Raw genomic sequence first — 17,049 nt, forward strand, 5'->3', positions numbered from 1 at the left:
TAAACCATGATAACGCTAACCCCCCGACTAAAACGTAATCTGGTTCCGTGGCTGTTCCTGGCCCCGGCACTGGTCATCTTCACCTGGTTTAAATTCATCCCGATGCTACAAGGGTTGGTGATGAGTTTTTACAAGGTCAACTTTAACCAGCCAAATGAGTGGGTCGGGTTTGACAACTTTTCCCGCGCCATGGGCGATGAAGCGCTGCACTCGGCGGTTTTCAATACTCTGTTATATGTGGTGGTCACCATGGTGGTGGCCGCTTTTATCGCCTTCTTTCTGGCAATGTTGCTGGAAGGGCCAGCGCGGCATCTCCGCTTTATCCGTACCGCTATCTTCCTGCCTGCGGTCACCAGTGCGGCGATCGTCGCCGAAATGTGGCGAATTCTGTTTAACCCGACCAGCAATGGCGTGGTGAACCACATTCTGTCGTGGTTCAGTATCGAAGCTCAGGGGTTTCTGGCGGATACCGATCAAGCGCTGTGGACGGTCATGCTGCTGCATATCTGGAAAGCGGTGCCCTACAACATGGTGATCTTTATCGCCGGATTGGTCGGGATTAGCCGCGATTTATATGACGCGTCGAATGTGGATGGGGCCAACTGGTGGAACCGCCTGCGTTATGTGACCTTGCCGGGCATGATCCCCGCACTTTCTGTGGTGTTGATGCTCTCCTTTATCCGTGGCTTCCGCGTGTTTGCCGAAGTGTATGCCACCACTGGCGGCGGCCCGTCTAATGCGACGGAGATGATCATGACCCATATCTACAAACTGGGCTTTGAACAGTTTGACTATGGCTATGCGTCAGCGGTCTCCTTCCTGTTATTCGCCTTCACGGTGGTCTTGACGATTTGTCATCTCACCTTGAAAAAACGCATCGCCCGTTACTAACCCGAGCCGGAGACTGGTAATGAAAAGTAAAAGTTGGAACAGCATCGGCCGCTGGATAATTTATGGTCTGCTACTGGTGGTGTTCGTTGGCCCGTACTGGGGCATTATTGCGACCGCATTCAGCGGTGCGCCAGTCAAGCCAGGCGAGTTGCTGGCGTGGCCCAATCAGTTCTCATGGGATAACTTTATCTTCGCCTGGATGGATATTGGCGTCTGGCAATATCTGCTGAACTCGATCATCGTGGTGTTCTTTGGCACGGTGTTGCAGGTCTCCGTCAGTGCGCTGGCGGCCTATGCGCTGGCGCGTAAAAAGTTTGTCGGGGTCTCTCTCACCAGCCTGGTTATTCTGTCGACCATGATGCTGCCGGAAGAGGTGATCGCTATCCCGCTCTATATGATCATCAATTGGCGACTGCCGGTGATCGACGCTTCGCTCTACAACAGCTATCTGGGCATGATTCTGCCGGTGGTGGGCTGGGCTTTTTCCATCTTTGTGCTGACCGAATTTATGGCGGCTATCCCGAAAGAGCTGGAAGAGGCGGCACGTATTGATGGTGCCAGTGAATGGCAAATCTTCTTCCATGTGATTCTGCCGCTGGTTAAGCCCGCACTGGGTACCGTCGTGACTTTCGGCTTCATCATGATTTGGGACCAATACCTGTTGCCACTGATTGTGGTGAATCAGGACAGTCTAAATACCATTCCGGTGATCCTCGGCACACTACGTACTGACGAGAGCATCACACCAAACATCTTTATTGCCATCACCCTGTTGGCGATGTTGCCGAGCATCATCGTGTATCTGGGTCTGCAAAAACATTTCAATCGCGGGATCATGTCTGGCGCGGTTAAAGGCTAGGGAGAAACAAAATGGGATCGGTTGTACTTAAAAATGTCTGTAAATCTTACGGTGACACCCATGTGATCCGCGATGTATCGCTGGAGATCCCTGACGGTGAATTCTGTGTGCTGGTCGGCCCGAGCGGCTGTGGAAAATCCACCTTACTGCGCATGATTGCCGGGCTAGAGGAGATCTCTGGCGGCACGGTTGGCATCAATGATATCGATGTCACTGACGTTGAACCCAAGATGCGCGACATCGCCATGGTGTTCCAAAGCTATGCCCTTTATCCGCAAATGACGGTGCGTGAGAACATGGGCTTTGCGTTGAAAATGGCCAAAATGTCCAAAGCGGAGATCAGCAAAAAGGTTGAATCCACCGCCGAGCTATTGGGCTTGCAGGCTTTGCTGGAACGCCTGCCAAAAGATCTCTCTGGCGGGCAGCGCCAGCGGGTTGCTATGGGCCGCGCCATCGTGCGCAACCCGCAAGTGTTTTTGTTCGACGAGCCCTTATCCAACCTGGATGCCAAATTGCGTACTCAGGTACGTGGTGAGATCCGCGAGCTGCATCAGCGACTGAAAACCACCTCAGTCTATGTGACCCACGATCAGATAGAAGCCATGACCATGGGGCAGATGATCGTGGTGCTGCGTGATGGGCGGATTGAGCAGGTTGGTTCACCGCTCGATCTCTACGATCGCCCCGCCAATCTGTTTGTCGCCGGATTTATCGGATCGCCGGAGATCAATCAGTTGAAAGGCACGGTAGTGCAACAGGGCAGTGAGTTCCTGCTGCGATTGGAGGATGGCTCCTTGCTGACACTGCCCGCTGGGTTGGAGGTCACCGACGGGCAAAGTGTGGTCTACGCCATTCGTCCAGAGCAGGTCAATGTGGTGGATGTCACTCACAGTGCCAGCGCCCTGAAAGCCACCATTACCGCCATTGAGAATACCGGCTCAGATATGCAGCTGTTTTGCAGTACCGGTGGCGGGCGCTTTACCTCGGTGTTTAAACAGCGGCTGGCGGTAAATGCCGGAGAAACCGTCTACCTGCAACCTAAACTCGCCGGTATCCACATTTTTGATGCCACCACCGGTGTGCGGGTTGCCTGTCAGGCCGCATAAGGAAGCCACATTTATGACGCCCATGAAGACGTCTTTGACGCCAATGAAATTATACACGCTGGATGTGGAGTGCCTGATTAAGGCAAAAGCGGTATTACAGCAACCTTTTTCACCTTTGCAACCGGCATTACGCCGGTTATTAAGTGAAGCTGATGCTTTGCGTGACCAACAGCCGGAGAGTGTCACCCACAAAACCTTGCTGCCGGTCAGTGGCGATATTCACGATTACTACAGTTTTGGCACTTACTGGTGGCCGAATCCGCGCAAGCCCAACGGGTTGCCCTATGTGCGCCGCGACGGCCATACCAACCCGCAAAGCCAGAATGATGACACCGACACACAGCGCATTGTGCGGATGTGTGATCGCTGCCTAACCCTAGGATTAGCCTACTATTTCACCGGTAACAGCCGTTATGCACAGGTGGCAGCAGAACAGATCCGCTGCTGGTTCTTAGATGCCAAAACCCGAATGAATCCACACCTTAATTATGGTCAGGCGATCCCCGGTATTGTCTCTGGCCGTGGGACGGGGCTGATTGATACCCGGCTGATGTGGATGGTGATTGATACCATCGGTTTGATCTTGCCCGCCAAGCTACTGGATACCGAAGATACGGCAGTATTGCAGCAGTGGTTCCGCGACTTTAACCACTGGATGTTCCACAGCGAAGTGGGCCACTCCGAGTATGTCTGGCATAACAACCACGGCACTTGGTATGACGTACAGCGCGCAGTCAATGCGATGTTTTACGGCGATCGTGGGTTGGTTTCCACCATTATCCAGCAAGGTATTACCCAGCGATTGGCGGCTCAGATAGCCCAAGACGGCAAGCAGTGGATGGAGCTGGAACGCACTGTGCCGTTCCACTACTCGCTGTTCAATCTGGAGGCGCATCTGTTGCTGTGCCGCTATGGCGAACATGTCGACATTGAACGTTGGGAGCGAGTGCAAGATGGCCGTAATGTGCAGCAAGGGATTGATTATCTGCTGCCATTTATTGCTGAACCTGAACTCTGGCCTTACCGTGACTTGCGCGGCATCGACTATGACAGCGCATTGCGGCTGCTGTTACAGGCAGCGCGGGGCTACCCAAATGATGCCAAACGCTATCAAGCGGTGCTCGCGACCTTCCCAACAGAAACCCTGACATCCCGCGATCGTCTGTTGTGGCAGAGTTGATGTACACTCAAGGCTATTTTTAAGCCGTAAGGTGTTGTGACTCATGAGTGTCCTGAACTCGCCTGATGATCTGTCGATAATTATCCGCTTCTTACGCCAGCAGCATGTGCTGACGCTGTGCGCTGGCAGCGGTATGGATATGTGGTGCGCCAACTGTTTTTACGTCTTTGATGATAAGCAGATGGCGCTCTATCTTATGACCGAAAAGCACACCCGCCATGGCGAACTGATGCACGTTAACCCGCAGGTTGTCGGGACGATTGCCACCCAGCCGCGCACTGTTACCCTGATCAAAGGCATCCAATATCGCGGTGAAATCGTCGCGTTAAGTGGTGATGCCGAACAGACCGCCCGCCAACGCTATTGCCGCCGTTTCCCTGTGGCTAAGCTCGCTTCTGCCCCTATTTGGCAGTTGAATCTGCTAGAAATTAAAATGACTAACAATACCCTCGGTTTTGGCAAGAAACTCTATTGGCATGCCCTGCGTCCTTGAAGCTACAGGGGTGTTAGCTTCGCTCACTCACCCGAATCACTGACTTGAGTAAGCTCATCGGGATGAGTTCGCTTGCTGCCTACCTGTCACTCCAATGACTTTGGGCATGGTTTCGTCCTTGAAGCTACAGGGGTGTTAGCTTCGCTCACCACCCGAATCTATAACGCCAATGACGTTGGGCATGGGGCAATCCGTTTTGATTATAACTGGCTGTTTTTCGGTGTTATGTCATAGTGTTTCTGGTATGCATTATTCGTAACAATTGATTGAATGATTGCTTCCTGAGGTTGGGAGGCGTTAGCGCTTTTATCGGGAGGTCAGATGGCGAAGGTATTATTACTGGGGGCAAGTGGCTTGGTGGGGGGCGAATTACTGCGCCTGCTCCGTTTGGATGCCAGAGTGACATCCATCATTGCACCCACCCGCAAGCCATTGCCTACCATGAATAAATTGATCAACCCGCAGGGCGAAAATATCGGCGAACTGCTGAAAACACTGCATGAACCGGTAGATCTGGTCTTTTGCTGCCTGGGTACCACTCGCAAGCAAGCGGGCAGTCAGGCGGCATTTCGACAGGTAGATTACCGACTGGTACTGACGGCGGGTGAAACCGGTCTGCGCTTGGGGGCGCGGCATTTCCTGCTGGTCAGCGCGATGGGGGCTAACCCTAGCTCATGGCTGTTTTATAATCGCACCAAAGGTGAAGCCGAGCGGGATTTACAGGCTCAGGGCTGGCCACAACTCACCTTTGCTCGCCCCTCCATGCTGGCAGGGCAGCGCGCTACACCTCGGTTAATGGAGAGTCTCAGCGCGCCATTATTTGCGCTATTGCCCGATAAGTGGCGGTTGATTAAGGGCAAAGATGTGGCGCAGGCGATGTTGGATCAGGCTTTCGCGCCGCCGAAAGAGGGGGTGACCATCCTGTCATCAGCTGAAATGCAGAATACCCGTCGTTCTTGAAGTTGCAGGGGGTAGCTGCGTTTCCACACCCGAATCACTGACTTGAGTCAGCTCATCGGGATAAATTATTACAGGACGATCGTCTGATTATCATGGGCGATCGCGACTCCAGCGGGGAGATCGTTGTCGAGTGACCATTGGTCAAGCTGATGGCTAATGTGGGTCAATAGCATCGTGGTTGGCATTAGCAAATCGCCGATAGCCAGTGCCATGGTCACGTCATTGTGATTACGTGGGAGCGGAACCTGTGGCGGATGGCTACAATCTATCACCAGTAAATCAATGTTTTTGCTGGTAAGAAACAGGGCGCTATCAGCAGGTAGCCCGATAGTGTCAGTCAGGTAGGCGATGGTGCGGTTGTGGCTTTGCAGCAAGTAGCCGAAGGTGATTTTGGAGTGATTCAACGGCACCGGAGTCACTCGCAGTTGACCAAATCTAACCTCATGAAATGCCCGCAATGGCGGCTGAAAGGCCAGTATTCCGGGGTGCTTATAGAGATCGTCACAGCCATCTGGATCCGGCGGTCCGTAGACCGGGATCGAATTTCCGCACCCCCAGCGCAACGGAAATAACCCCTGAACGTGATCCATGTGGTAATGTGTAAGCAAAAAACGCTGAATTTCCCCCGCAGCAAACTGCTGATCCAGTGTCGGCAACCCCGCATCAATTAAGGTCGTCTCCCCCTGATAACGCAACATGGCACTGCAAGGTTTACGGCCCAATGCGGGTTGCACTCTGGCGTTGGCGCAAATCACACAGTCACAACCAAAGACCGGCACCTGCTGGGCGCATCCTGTGCCTAACAATGTCAGCTCCATTTTTGACCCCCAATATCGTTGGCTGAGGCGGAGTGAGTGGCCAGTAATTGTTGCAACTGCCCCAGCGTGTGGTGCAACTCGCCATCATTGCAAAGTTGCAAACAGTGAGCTGGCAACTGCTGCTGATAGTGCTGCGCCCGTTGTAAGCGCTCACTAATTTGCTCACTGTTTTCTCGCCCGCGCTGCTGCAATCGTTGCGCCAGAATGGCGGGTGAGACGGTCAGACACAGTGGCAGCAATTGGCCTGAATAGCGCCGCTCGACCTCGGGTAGATAAGCTCTGGAGCCATTGACCATCACATCTAACCCACGCTGCAACCAGAGATCGATCTCGATGCCCACCCCATAGAGGTGCTGATGCGCCTGCCAGTGTAGGGCGAACAATCCCTGCGCTACCCGCTGGAAAAACTCCTGCTCACTCAGCGCGACATGATTTTCCGCCCCTGCATGGGCCGCGCGGGTGATATAGCGGTGAGCCACGATAATATTTGTCGGTTTCTCCGCTCGCAGCGCCGACAACAGGCAATCCTTCCCTGCGCCAGACGCGCCCATTAGATAAATTAAACGCGCCATCAGAACACCTGTTTTCCCTGACGCCAGACGTTTTGCACGTAAATATGCTTAGCCTGCAAACCCTGATGCTCACGGGCCAAAATCAAATCAGCTCGTTTACCTTCCGCAATCACGCCGCGATCTTCCAGCCCCAGAGCGCGGGCGGGGTTGCGCGTCACCAGATTGACCGCCTGTGGCAAGCTAAAGTCATTGCTGGCATCCTGCGCGATGCGAAATGCCGCATCCAGCAAGCTGGCTGGGTAATAATCAGACGATAAAATATCCAATACCCCCAGTGAGGCCAGTTGGTGCGCGGCGACATTTCCTGAATGGGAGCCGCCACGGACGATATTTGGCGCGCCCATCAAGACTTGCAAACCCTGCTGATGGGAGGCGCTGGCAGCCGCCTCGGTGGTCGGGAACTCGGCGATCACACTGCCCAGCGCTCGCGATTCCGCCACATGCTCGGTGGTCGCATCATCGTGGCTGGCAAGCGGGATGCCCAACTGACGACACTGCGCTGCAATGGCGGTTCGATTCGGCGCTGACCAACGGGCCGACAGCGTGACTTGCTCCTCCTCGAATTCAGCCATTTGCTGATCGTTAAGGTGATATTTTCCCTGATAATATTCACGATACTTGGCCCGAGAGGCAAACTGGCGCTGACCCGGTGAGTGATCCATCAGCGACACCAATGACAGCTCCGGCTGCATCATCAATTCTTCAAACAGCGGCAGGGTGCTTTGATGGGGGAGCTCACAGCGCAAATGGATCCGGTGTTCCGCGCGATTTAGCCCCGCCCGCTGGCTATCCACCACCGCATTAATCATTTTTTGTAGATTATCCAGCCGATGGCCGCCATCGCGTACATCTCCAACGGCCACAGCATCCAGCACCGTGGTGATCCCGCAGGAGATCATCAGTGCGTCGTGGCTGCTCATGGCTGAATGGGCGGGCCAATCAACATTGGGCCGTGGGGTGAAGAATTTGTCCAAATTATCGGTATGCAGCTCGATCAACCCCGGTAACAGCCAGCCATTTTGTCCATCTATTGCGGCTGAAAGTTGGGTTGGGCGATCACTGTAACTATTGATCTCACCATTTTTGATTTCCAGCGATCCATTGATCACCTGATCTTCCAAAATAAGATGGATGTTATTAAGGATCATGCTGAGATCTCCGTGCTGACATGAGAGGGGGGTGGCGTCATGACCAGTAAGCGGTCGCTGACATGATGGCGCACGTTTTCATCGTGGAAAATCCCCACAATGGCGGCCCCTCGCTGCTTGGCTTCATCGATTAGGCTGACCACGGCGGCGCTATTGGTGCTGTCCAGTGATGCCGTTGGCTCATCCAGCAACAAAATGGGGTAATCGACGATAAAACCCCGGGCGATATTGACGCGTTGCTGCTCCCCACCGGAAAAGGTCGAGGGGGCCAGATCCCACAGTCTTGGCGGGACATTCAGGCGCGTCAGCAGATCCTGCGCCCGCTGCTGGCAGGTTGCGCGATCGACACCCAACTCTAGCAGCGGTTGCATCACCACATTCAAGGCACTGATCCGTGGGATCACCCGCAAGAACTGGCTAACCCAACCCACCGTATGACGGCGCACTGCCATGATCTGCCGCGCTTCGGCGGCCACCATATCCAGCCACTCCCCCTGATGCTTGACCCAGATATGGCCGCTGTCAGGCAGATAGTTGGCATATAAAGAGCGTAGCAGAGTGGATTTGCCGCTGCCGGAATGGCCGTGCAGCACCACACATTCGCCACCGCTAACCTCGAGGGAGGTGTGATGCAGTACTGGCAGGCGAATCCCGTGCTGGTGGTGTAGCACGAAGGTTTTACTGAGGTTTTCGACTTTGAGTTGCAGGTGGTTCATGGTGAGTTCTCGTGGTTGTTTTTTTGTGTGCTGCTGCCGTGGTTTCGGTGCTGCTGTGCTGGTTTCGCTTAAATGATTTCGCTTGCTAGGGCTGCGGTGATCCATGTGACTTCAGTGTTAGCAATCGAGCAGGAGGGCAGGCCGGCCCTCCTGCACCTGCGGCTTCGCTCAACATCCATCGCCCACTGCGTGGGTTCCCTCTTTCATCTCTTCGGCTTAACGGGACGGCTTTAACCTACATCCCTGTAGGTTGACGCCTTTCGCCGACGTCCTGTCGGTTCACCCTGCCTGCGTTCTTCCGTCGGCGTTGGCCGATTCGCTGGTTAAGGTCAAAATCAAAACCAGGGTAAAAATAAATAGCAAAAACAACGGCTAAAATCTAAAAAGTCAGTTTTGCAGTACTGATGAGACGAGTAGCTGGGTGTAGGGGTGATGGGGGTCGTCCAAGACTCGGTCGGTGAGGCCGCTTTCGATGACTTGGCCCTCTTTCATCACCAGCAGGCGGTGTGCCAGTAGGCGGGCGACACCGAGGTCGTGGGTGACAATCACCACCGCGAGCTGCATCTCTACGACCAGATTGCGCAGGAGATCCAACAGCCGCGCTTGTACCGAGACGTCCAGTCCGCCAGTGGGTTCGTCCATAAACACCAGCTTCGGATGGGTCACCAAATTACGGGCAATTTGTAGCCGCTGCTGCATGCCACCGGAGAAGGTGGTGGGGAGATCATCCAAACGGGACAGGGGGATCTCGACATCCTCCAGCCAGCGGCCGGCTTGTTGGCGTATCTCGCCGTAATGGCGCTGGCCGATCGCCATTAAGCGCTCGCCGATATTGCCGCCCGCCGAGACTTGCGGCCGCAAACCCTCTAGCGGATGCTGATGCACCACGCCCCATTCTGTGCGCAGTAAACGGCGGCGCTGACTCTCAGCCATCTGATATAAATCAACCGGTTGCTGTGTGTCAGGGTGGTAAATAATCTGCCCCTGTTGCGGCGCGAGTCGCGCCGAAATGGATTTCAGCAGTGTGGTTTTCCCCGAACCAGACTCACCGACGATCCCCAAGACTTCGCCGGGATAGAGCTGGAAAGAGACATCACTGAATCCCTTGCCCGGCGCATAGAGGTGGGTGAGATTCTCCACCGACAGCAGCGGGTGGGCGGCGGAGGTGGAAACTGAGCATGCAGAAATCATCGGGTGTTTACCTCGTGCGTCAGGCTATCTTGTGCGGCTATCTGCGCCAGTTGCTGCTGGCAGAAATCGGTATCCGAGCAAACAAACATCCGACTGCCTTGATCATCTATCACCACCTCATCGAGATAACTGTGACGGGATCCACAGAGGGCGCAGGGGTGATCCCACTGCTGCACGGTGAAGGGGTGATCGTCGAAATCCAGACTCTCCACCTTGGTAAACGGCGGCAGGGCATACAGGCGCTTCTCGCGGCCAGCGCCGAACAGTTGCAGGGCGGGCATCATGTGCATTTTGGGATTATCAAATTTCGGGATCGGCGAGGGGTCCATCACGTAGCGATCATTCACTTTAACCGGATAGGCGTAGGTGGTGGCGATATGGCCGTAGCGGGCGATATCTTCGTACAGCTTCACCTGCATTACGCCGTACTCCTCCAGCGCATGCATTTTGCGGGTTTCGGTCTCCCGTGGCTCGATAAAGCGCAGCGGCTCTGGGATCGGCACTTGATAGATCAGGATCTGATCTGCGCCCAGTGGCGTCTCCGGAATGCGGTGGCGAGTCTGGATCAGTGTGGCGTCGGCGGTCTTTTCGGTGGTCGTCACGCCGCTGACCCGCTGGAAGAAGCGGCGGATCGACACCGCATTGGTGGTGTCATCCGCCCCTTGATCAATCACTTTCAGCACGTCTGCACGGCCAATCAAACAGGCGGTCAGTTGAATACCGCCCGTGCCCCAACCATAAGGCATCGGCATCTCCCGCCCAGCAAACGGCACCTGATAACCGGGGATCGCCACGGCTTTCAGCAGCGCGCGGCGTAATGTCCGCTTGGTCTGTTCATCCAGATACCCCAGATTGTAACCGGTGAGAACCTCAGTCATGGTGCGGCTCCTGTGTTGGGGTGGGTTCAGCGGAGGATGGTGCTACCGAGGATGGTGTTACCGAGGATTGTGCTGCGCAGGAGAGGTGCTCACGGCGCAGGCGCTTGAGCAACTCCAGCTCAGCTTGAAAATCGACGTAATGGGGTAGTTTGAGGTGCGAGACAAAACCGGCGGCCTCAACGTTATCCGCATGGGCGAGCACGAACTCTTCATCCTGCGCCGGACTGGTGACGTTCTCGTCATATTCGCGGCTTTGCAGGGCGCGATCCATCAGCGCCATCGACATCGCCTTGCGCTCGCCGCGACCAAAAACCAAACCGTAGCCACGGGTAAAGTGTGGCGGTTCTGATGCCGGATCGACAAAGCCATTCACCATTTCACATTCGGTCAGCAGGATCTCGCCGATATCGATAGCAAAGCCCAACTCTTCCGGCTGGATGGAGATGGTCAGGTCACCGGTACGAATTTCGGCGGCAAATGGGTGGGTGCGGCCATAGCCGCGCTGAGTGGAGTAACTCAACGCCAGTAGAAAACCTTCGTCGCCCCGCACCAATTGTTGCAGCCGCGCCGAACGATGGCAGGGGTATACGGGTGGATGACGAGTGATATCTTCCGGTGCAGTGCCGTCATCTTGCTCGGCGTGCGCTAACTGCTCTTGTGTCAGTAAATCAAACACATGGGCGCAGCGATCCCGCAATAGGTCATCCGGCGGTACTGCGCGGCCATCAGGGGCTGCGGGGGCGTCACCGGAGGCCAACAGGGTGAAATCCAGTAGCCGATGGGTGTAATCGTAGGTCGGGCCGAGCACCTGCCCGCCGGGCAAATCTTTGTAAATAGCGGAGATGCGCCGCTCTAGCCGCATATTCTCCGTCGCCAGTGGCAGGCTAACCGCGAGGCGCGGCAAGGTGGTGCGATAGGCGCGCAGCAAGAAAATAGCTTCAACCAGATCACCGCTGGCTTGCTTAATCGCCAGGGCAGCCAGTTCGCGATCGTAGATACCCCCTTCGGTCATCACCCGATCCACCGCCAGCCCCAGTTGTTGCTCGATCTGCTCGCAATCGATCGCTGGGATCTGGGTGTCGCCGCGCCGCTGGTGCTCCAGCAATTGATGGGCTGCCGCAATGGCTTTTTCGCCCCCTTTGACTGCAACGTACATCAGCACACCTCCACATGGGTAGTGCGTGGGATCGCCATCAGCTTCTCACCACAGGTCAACAGAAAATCGATACCCGCAGGGAATGCGACGGGGCGGTTAAGCAGGTAGTCCAGTACGGCGGCGGGCAGTTGCGGCGCGACTCTGCGGTGGTGTTCAATGCCCGGCCCGCGCAGACGTAATGCTATGCCGTGGTGCAGACTGTCGGTTTGAATCACGACCGTGGTGGAGTGCTCCGGCGATAGCTCGTCACCGGCTGGGCAGGCGGCCAGTTGCTCTGCCGTGACGGCATCACTAAATAGCGCAAAGCTGGACGCAGCACTGCTTGCTGCCAAGGGGGTGCCAGTATGGAAGCGCAGATTCTGTTGCACCTCGTCACTGCTTAACGCAGCAGCCAGATAGAGCGGGGTTTCCTGATCCGCCAATGTCAGCAAGAGAGCGGTAGTGGCGGGGTTCAGCGGTTGCCAACCGGTGACAAGAGGTAGCGTGACCAGCACACCGGGTTCGCTCAACGCTTTGAGAATGCGGCGAAAACTGTGCTGAGCATCATCAACGGGCTGGTCAAAATGGGTGAGTAAGCGCATCAGTCCTCACCTCGCACTAGGGTAAAGAAATCCACTTTGCTGGAGGCGATAGCGCGGGCGCGTAGCTGCCGCCGCTCTTGCTGTGCCGCTGCCAGTGGGTAAATCACCGCGCTCAGTAGCAGTTTATTCAGTCCGGCGGGCTTGCCGTGGGCGGTGGCCGGATCTCTGTTGAGAGTCGAGAGTTGCAGCAAGGCATCCAGCAGTGCACAAAGTTCGGCGTGGGGTTTATTGCGCCCGGCAATGTAGCTGTAGCCGTAAATATCGGGGTTATCATTCAGCATAATGACCGCACGGGTGAGGGTCATATCGCCGAGAATAAAGCGGCGGCCAGTGGCCCCCATTCTGGCCTGCAATTGGTTTAAGCCAATCTCCGGCGCGCGGATCACTTGATAGGTCGGTGACAAGTTCAGTGGCTGCCAGTGGGCGAGGAGTTCAGCCGGTTGGCTATGTGCCAACACTGACATCCAGCTCTGCCGAGTGGTCGAGGTGCTTTCCATTCAGTGCTCCATGGTCAGTTCAATCATGTCAGCGCGGGTCAGGCTGACGGAGTATTCCGCCACCTGTTGGCTATCGACACAGATATTTAAGGTGCGCACACACAGCAGCGGCGCATGGGTGGCAATCTCCAGCAAGCGGCTCTCTTTGGCCTGTGCGCGGCGTGCGCTGATGCGCGTCTGGCTACGGCTGAGTGGCTGTTGCAGATGCTGCGTGATGAATTGATGCAGCGAGCCGGAGTTGAACTGTTGCAGTGCGGGCCACCAATTGAGGTCGGGTAGGTAGTGATTGATCAGGCAGACCGGCACGCCATTGACCCGCCTCAAGGTGCGTAAGTGGATCACTGGCGCACCCTCTTCCAGGGAGAGTGCTTTGGCGACATGCTCTACACAAGGGCGTAAGACCGCTAGTAAGCGCTCACTGGTGGGGTCACTGCCCTGATCCAGCAAGTTTTGGCTAAAGCGTGCATTGGCATGTAGCGGGTAGTCATAGGGGCGCATCAACACCAGAGTGCCGATACCCTGGCGGCGTTGTAGCCAGCCGCGCTCAACCAGTTCATCCACGGCACGGCGCAGGGTATGGCGGTTGACCTGATAACGATCCGCCAATTGCTGCTCGGGAGGCAGGTAATCACCACAGCGATAGTGACCGCGTAGCTCCTGTTCTAACTGGGCCGCAATTTGTTGATAGCGGGTGGGGAAGCTGGTCGGTGGTCTAGATAAGTGCATGGCAGATATACCTCTCTCAACACAACCCCCCTTGATGGACGCACAAAATGCAGCAGCAGAAAGCGTCAAACGGTCGGACAGCGGGGTGATTGTCATGGCGATAACCGGTAAGTGATCTCACCGCTATGCTGGCTTTTTTTCATGACAGTAGGGTTAAGCTGAGATGGCGGTACGGTGAACTTTTATGATGATAAAACGGTTTTTTTATCGGTAAAAGTGAACTGTTTATACGAAAAAGATTTATCGCATTATCAATTCGATACATCTACAGCCAATAACTAATCATTTAAAACAAAAAATAAACATTATTGCAACTTGAGGGAAACATAAGTGTCTCTTATAGTTATTTTACGCCGCTGTGGCGTTCTCTCTGAGGGTTTATACTATGCGCCCTAATAATATCAGCCATCTGAGCAAGATAAGTTTGGCAATATTGCTTGCTTGCTCCCTTGCCGCCTGCAGCGGAAGTGGCGGCGGTTCTTACAATGCGGCGAAGAATAATTCAGGCCAAACTACGGGTGGTTCAGGGACTGACGGCGGTACTGGCGGAGGTTCTGGAGGTGGCTCTGACGACGGGACGGGCGGCGGTGGAACGGGTGGTGGAACGACGACCAATAATTCCGCCACTGGCAATGTAGTCAGTGGCGTAGGCACCGCAGTAGATGGTGTGGGTAATACGGTCAGTGATGTGGTCAGTCAAACCCCAGTTGGCAGCTTGCCCGTTGTTGGCTCGGGTCTGGTCACGGTGGTCGATAGCGCCGGTAATGCGGTCAGCGAAGTTGGGACCGGATTACAGACCGGCGTCGGTCAATTAGGAAATAATCCTAATGCTTTAGGCACGACAGCGGCCAGTGTACCGAAAGCGGTGGCGGATGTGGGTACCGGTGTTTCAGGATTAGGTGGCACAGTTTCAGGTATTGGCACCAATACGCCATTAGCGGGCGTGACCGGTACTGCGGGTGGATTGGTCGATAAGACTGGCGGGACAGTCAGTGCTATCGGCAATGGATTGGCGCAAGATCTGCAAACTGGCACCACCAGTAAGCTGACGACGGCAGCGACTGGGATCGTGACGCCGGTGGTGGGTCAGGTACAAGATGTGACTCAATCAGTGGGTGCCACCACCGGTATTGGTGCGCCAGTGAATAATTTGTTGACAGCGGTGGGTGGCACCGTTTCGGCCACGGGTACACAGGTGGGTACCAATGCACCCGCTTTAGCGGGAGTAGGCCAAGTGCTGCAAGGCACCGGGCAAGCGGTTTCCAGTGCGGGTGGCTTGGTGGCATCACCCACGTCCACCAGTGGCTCCAATGGCTTATTGGCTGGAGTGAATAACACTGTGGGTGGGGTCACCGGCGGGCTGACGGCAGGGGTTTCTGCCAATACGAATGCCAGCACAGGGGGGAGCTTAGTCGGCGGGTTGTTGAAACCTAAAACTAATTGAAAGCAAAATTCGCTCCCCTCCCACTCCTGAGGGGAGCACCTAATCTAAAGATAATAAAAATAGATTATTAAAATTATAATTTTGTGTGCGCAGAAGGAATATTCTATGACGAATAGAGCGTGGCTATTATTGTTTTTTGGATGGCAATACAGCGCGTGGGCCAATACCGTGCCGATGTTAATCGATCAAAATAACCCCTCCAGAATATCCCGTGATATTACCAAGCCACAACCAGCACGAACAACCCCACCGGCTATTTCAACTCCCGCACGCGGCCCTAAATTGACCCTAGATACACTCATTGATGTGCGACATATTCAGTTTATTGGCGGCACCCGTTACGATATTAAACTGCTGAGCGAGCCATTTAACGCTTATATTGGCAAAAAAGTCCCGTTAAAGCGTCTGCTGGTGGCAACGCAGTCTATTACTCAGCGCTATCAGCAAGAGGGTTATGTACTCTCTTATGCTTATTTGCCCTCCGATAATTTCGCCAATGGAACATTAAAAATAGGATTGGTTGAGGGCTATATCGCGAATACCCGTATTCAAAGTGACAATGCGATGATCGGCCGCTGGCTGACCAAACTCTCCCAGCGCATCATGGCCGAGAAGCCGCTGACGCAGGATACCTTCGAGCACTACAATATTTTGATGAGTCGCACGCCGGACACCAAAGTGATCGCTACGGCAAAAAATCCGGACAATATTTATGGCGCGACGCTGATGGATATTAAAGCGGATCATCCGCGCAACTGGAATGTCAGTACCGCACTGGATAGTCGTAAAGGGGTATATAGCGGGGTGCTTAATGCGACTTTAAGTGGTTTTACCCCCTATGCCGAGCAATTTGGCATCGCAACACTGTTGCCGCTCAATAATAAAAATAGAGATCAATATCTGGGCGTAAACTATCAGCAATATTTAGGCAGTAATGGATTATTGCTGCAAACTCGCGGCAGCTATTATAAACAGGACCCGAAAGATTATACCGATTTACTGACTATCTACCCCCAAAATATAACTTTGGCAGGCCGCACTGAGCAGACGCAATATACCGGTGGCGTGGTGTTAAGCTATCCGTTGGAATTAACCCGCAAGCGCCAATGGACAGTCAGTGGTGGCCTCGATTATTTGGAAAAAAGCTATACCCTCAAACAACGCGCCAGACTGAATAGCCAAAATAACTTATTGGTCGATCTGGAGGATAATAATCAACGTATGCGTTATCCAGCGGCTGAATTGGCGCTGAGCGGTTACCGTGAATATAAGCAAGCCTACTGGAGCACCCGCGCCAGTGTGCGCAAAGGCATCAACGGCGGTCTCGCATCCAGCTCGGTTCCTTGGGGCAATTTGGACTTTACCCGCTGGAAGCTCACTGGCGATGGCGCATATCTGATGGACGAAAAATGGCGGTTAAGTGCGGCAGCAGAAGGTGATTGGTCTGACAATGATTTGCCGGAAGCCGAGCATGTCACCTTCGGTGGTCTACGCTTTGGCCGTGGTTATCCAGACAGTGAAGCGACGGGGGATTATGGCTACGGTGGACAGGTTGAAATGCGTTACATGCACACGCGAGAAAATGGCGTCTGGCTGAAATCAATCCAGCCCTATGTGGTGGTAGATACTGCACATACCTGGTACAACTCGCCGATATTCCGTGCACAAAAACTGGCTTCTTACGCGGTGGGCGTGACTTTTGGCGACAACAAACACTATTCGCTATCACTGGAAGGGGCGAGGCCGATTGGCGACCTGCCCAGTGATAGTCACCGTCGGGATTGGCGGTTTAATGCGACCTTGACCTATAACTTTGCGAATTAGTTTATGGCC

Annotated in this window: 18 protein-coding genes; 8 read left to right on the plus strand and 10 right to left on the minus strand. The window is 54.6% G+C overall.

Annotated features, from left to right (window positions below):
• Nucleotides 1–6 precede the first annotated feature (6 nt).
• The 6 genes from ACZ76_RS11590 to ACZ76_RS11615 all read left to right on the plus strand — a co-directional run bounded on the left by ACZ76_RS11590 (nt 7) and on the right by ACZ76_RS11615 (nt 5,489).
• Complete coding sequence (locus ACZ76_RS11590) at nt 7–891, plus strand: carbohydrate ABC transporter permease (RefSeq protein ID WP_005156239.1); 885 nt, start codon at nt 7–9, stop codon at nt 889–891.
• A gap of 19 nt (nt 892–910) precedes the next feature.
• Nucleotides 911–1,750 carry a carbohydrate ABC transporter permease gene (locus ACZ76_RS11595; RefSeq protein ID WP_048619063.1) on the plus strand — a complete coding sequence of 280 codons (840 nt, stop codon included), beginning with the start codon at nt 911–913 and terminating at the stop codon, nt 1,748–1,750.
• Between the two features lie 11 nt (nt 1,751–1,761).
• The gene (locus ACZ76_RS11600) at nt 1,762–2,856 is read left to right on the plus strand and encodes an ABC transporter ATP-binding protein (protein ID WP_048619064.1); all 1,095 of its coding nucleotides are present in this window, start codon (nt 1,762–1,764) and stop codon (nt 2,854–2,856) included.
• A gap of 13 nt (nt 2,857–2,869) precedes the next feature.
• On the plus strand, nt 2,870–4,036 hold the full coding sequence (locus ACZ76_RS11605; RefSeq protein ID WP_048619065.1) for an alginate lyase family protein: 1,167 nt from the start codon (nt 2,870–2,872) through the stop codon (nt 4,034–4,036).
• A gap of 43 nt (nt 4,037–4,079) precedes the next feature.
• Complete coding sequence (locus ACZ76_RS11610) at nt 4,080–4,529, plus strand: YhbP family protein (RefSeq protein ID WP_048619066.1); 450 nt, start codon at nt 4,080–4,082, stop codon at nt 4,527–4,529.
• A gap of 321 nt (nt 4,530–4,850) precedes the next feature.
• Entirely contained in the window at nt 4,851–5,489 is a 639-nt protein-coding gene (locus ACZ76_RS11615) for an NAD(P)H-binding protein (RefSeq protein WP_048619067.1), read from the plus strand.
• Between the two features lie 68 nt (nt 5,490–5,557).
• Here ACZ76_RS11615 and phnP read toward each other — a convergent pair whose 3' ends face one another.
• From phnP to phnF, 10 genes are all read right to left on the minus strand, one after another.
• The gene (phnP, locus tag ACZ76_RS11620) at nt 5,558–6,307 is read right to left on the minus strand and encodes a phosphonate metabolism protein PhnP (protein WP_048619068.1); all 750 of its coding nucleotides are present in this window, start codon (nt 6,305–6,307) and stop codon (nt 5,558–5,560) included.
• Nucleotides 6,298–6,879: a ribose 1,5-bisphosphokinase gene (gene phnN, locus ACZ76_RS11625; protein WP_048619069.1), complete on the minus strand. Its 582-nt coding sequence runs from the start codon at nt 6,877–6,879 to the stop codon at nt 6,298–6,300. The genes phnP and phnN overlap by 10 nt, the downstream gene beginning before the upstream one ends.
• The gene (gene phnM, locus ACZ76_RS11630; protein ID WP_048619070.1) at nt 6,879–8,027 is read right to left on the minus strand and encodes an alpha-D-ribose 1-methylphosphonate 5-triphosphate diphosphatase; all 1,149 of its coding nucleotides are present in this window, start codon (nt 8,025–8,027) and stop codon (nt 6,879–6,881) included. The genes phnN and phnM overlap by 1 nt, the downstream gene beginning before the upstream one ends.
• Nucleotides 8,024–8,743, minus strand: coding sequence for a phosphonate C-P lyase system protein PhnL (phnL, locus tag ACZ76_RS11635; RefSeq protein ID WP_048620272.1), 720 nt, complete (start codon nt 8,741–8,743; stop codon nt 8,024–8,026). Before phnL ends, phnM begins: the two co-directional genes overlap by 4 nt.
• Nucleotides 8,744–9,130: 387 nt before the next feature.
• Nucleotides 9,131–9,934, minus strand: a complete 804-nt coding sequence (gene phnK, locus ACZ76_RS11640; RefSeq protein ID WP_048619071.1) for a phosphonate C-P lyase system protein PhnK — start codon at nt 9,932–9,934, stop codon at nt 9,131–9,133.
• Nucleotides 9,931–10,812: an alpha-D-ribose 1-methylphosphonate 5-phosphate C-P-lyase PhnJ gene (locus ACZ76_RS11645; RefSeq protein ID WP_048619072.1), complete on the minus strand. Its 882-nt coding sequence runs from the start codon at nt 10,810–10,812 to the stop codon at nt 9,931–9,933. The genes phnK and ACZ76_RS11645 overlap by 4 nt, the downstream gene beginning before the upstream one ends.
• A complete protein-coding gene (locus ACZ76_RS11650; protein WP_048619073.1) occupies nt 10,805–11,968 on the minus strand; it encodes a carbon-phosphorus lyase complex subunit in 1,164 nt (387 codons plus the stop codon). The genes ACZ76_RS11645 and ACZ76_RS11650 overlap by 8 nt, the downstream gene beginning before the upstream one ends.
• A complete protein-coding gene (gene phnH / locus ACZ76_RS11655; RefSeq protein WP_048619074.1) occupies nt 11,968–12,549 on the minus strand; it encodes a phosphonate C-P lyase system protein PhnH in 582 nt (193 codons plus the stop codon). The genes ACZ76_RS11650 and phnH overlap by 1 nt, the downstream gene beginning before the upstream one ends.
• Entirely contained in the window at nt 12,549–13,046 is a 498-nt protein-coding gene (phnG, locus tag ACZ76_RS18835) for a phosphonate C-P lyase system protein PhnG (RefSeq protein ID WP_048619075.1), read from the minus strand. Before phnG ends, phnH begins: the two co-directional genes overlap by 1 nt.
• Nucleotides 13,047–13,772, minus strand: a complete 726-nt coding sequence (gene phnF, locus ACZ76_RS18840; RefSeq protein ID WP_048619076.1) for a phosphonate metabolism transcriptional regulator PhnF — start codon at nt 13,770–13,772, stop codon at nt 13,047–13,049.
• A gap of 385 nt (nt 13,773–14,157) precedes the next feature.
• Here phnF and ACZ76_RS11670 point away from each other — a divergent pair, with 385 nt between their 5' ends.
• Entirely contained in the window at nt 14,158–15,216 is a 1,059-nt protein-coding gene (locus tag ACZ76_RS11670) for a collagen-like triple helix repeat-containing protein (protein WP_048619077.1), read from the plus strand.
• Between the two features lie 105 nt (nt 15,217–15,321).
• On the plus strand, nt 15,322–17,040 hold the full coding sequence (locus ACZ76_RS11675; protein ID WP_048619078.1) for a ShlB/FhaC/HecB family hemolysin secretion/activation protein: 1,719 nt from the start codon (nt 15,322–15,324) through the stop codon (nt 17,038–17,040).
• Nucleotides 17,041–17,049 lie beyond the last annotated feature (9 nt).

The organism is Yersinia aleksiciae (assembly GCF_001047675.1).
In the GTDB taxonomy this organism is placed as follows: Bacteria; Pseudomonadota; Gammaproteobacteria; order Enterobacterales; family Enterobacteriaceae; genus Yersinia; species Yersinia aleksiciae.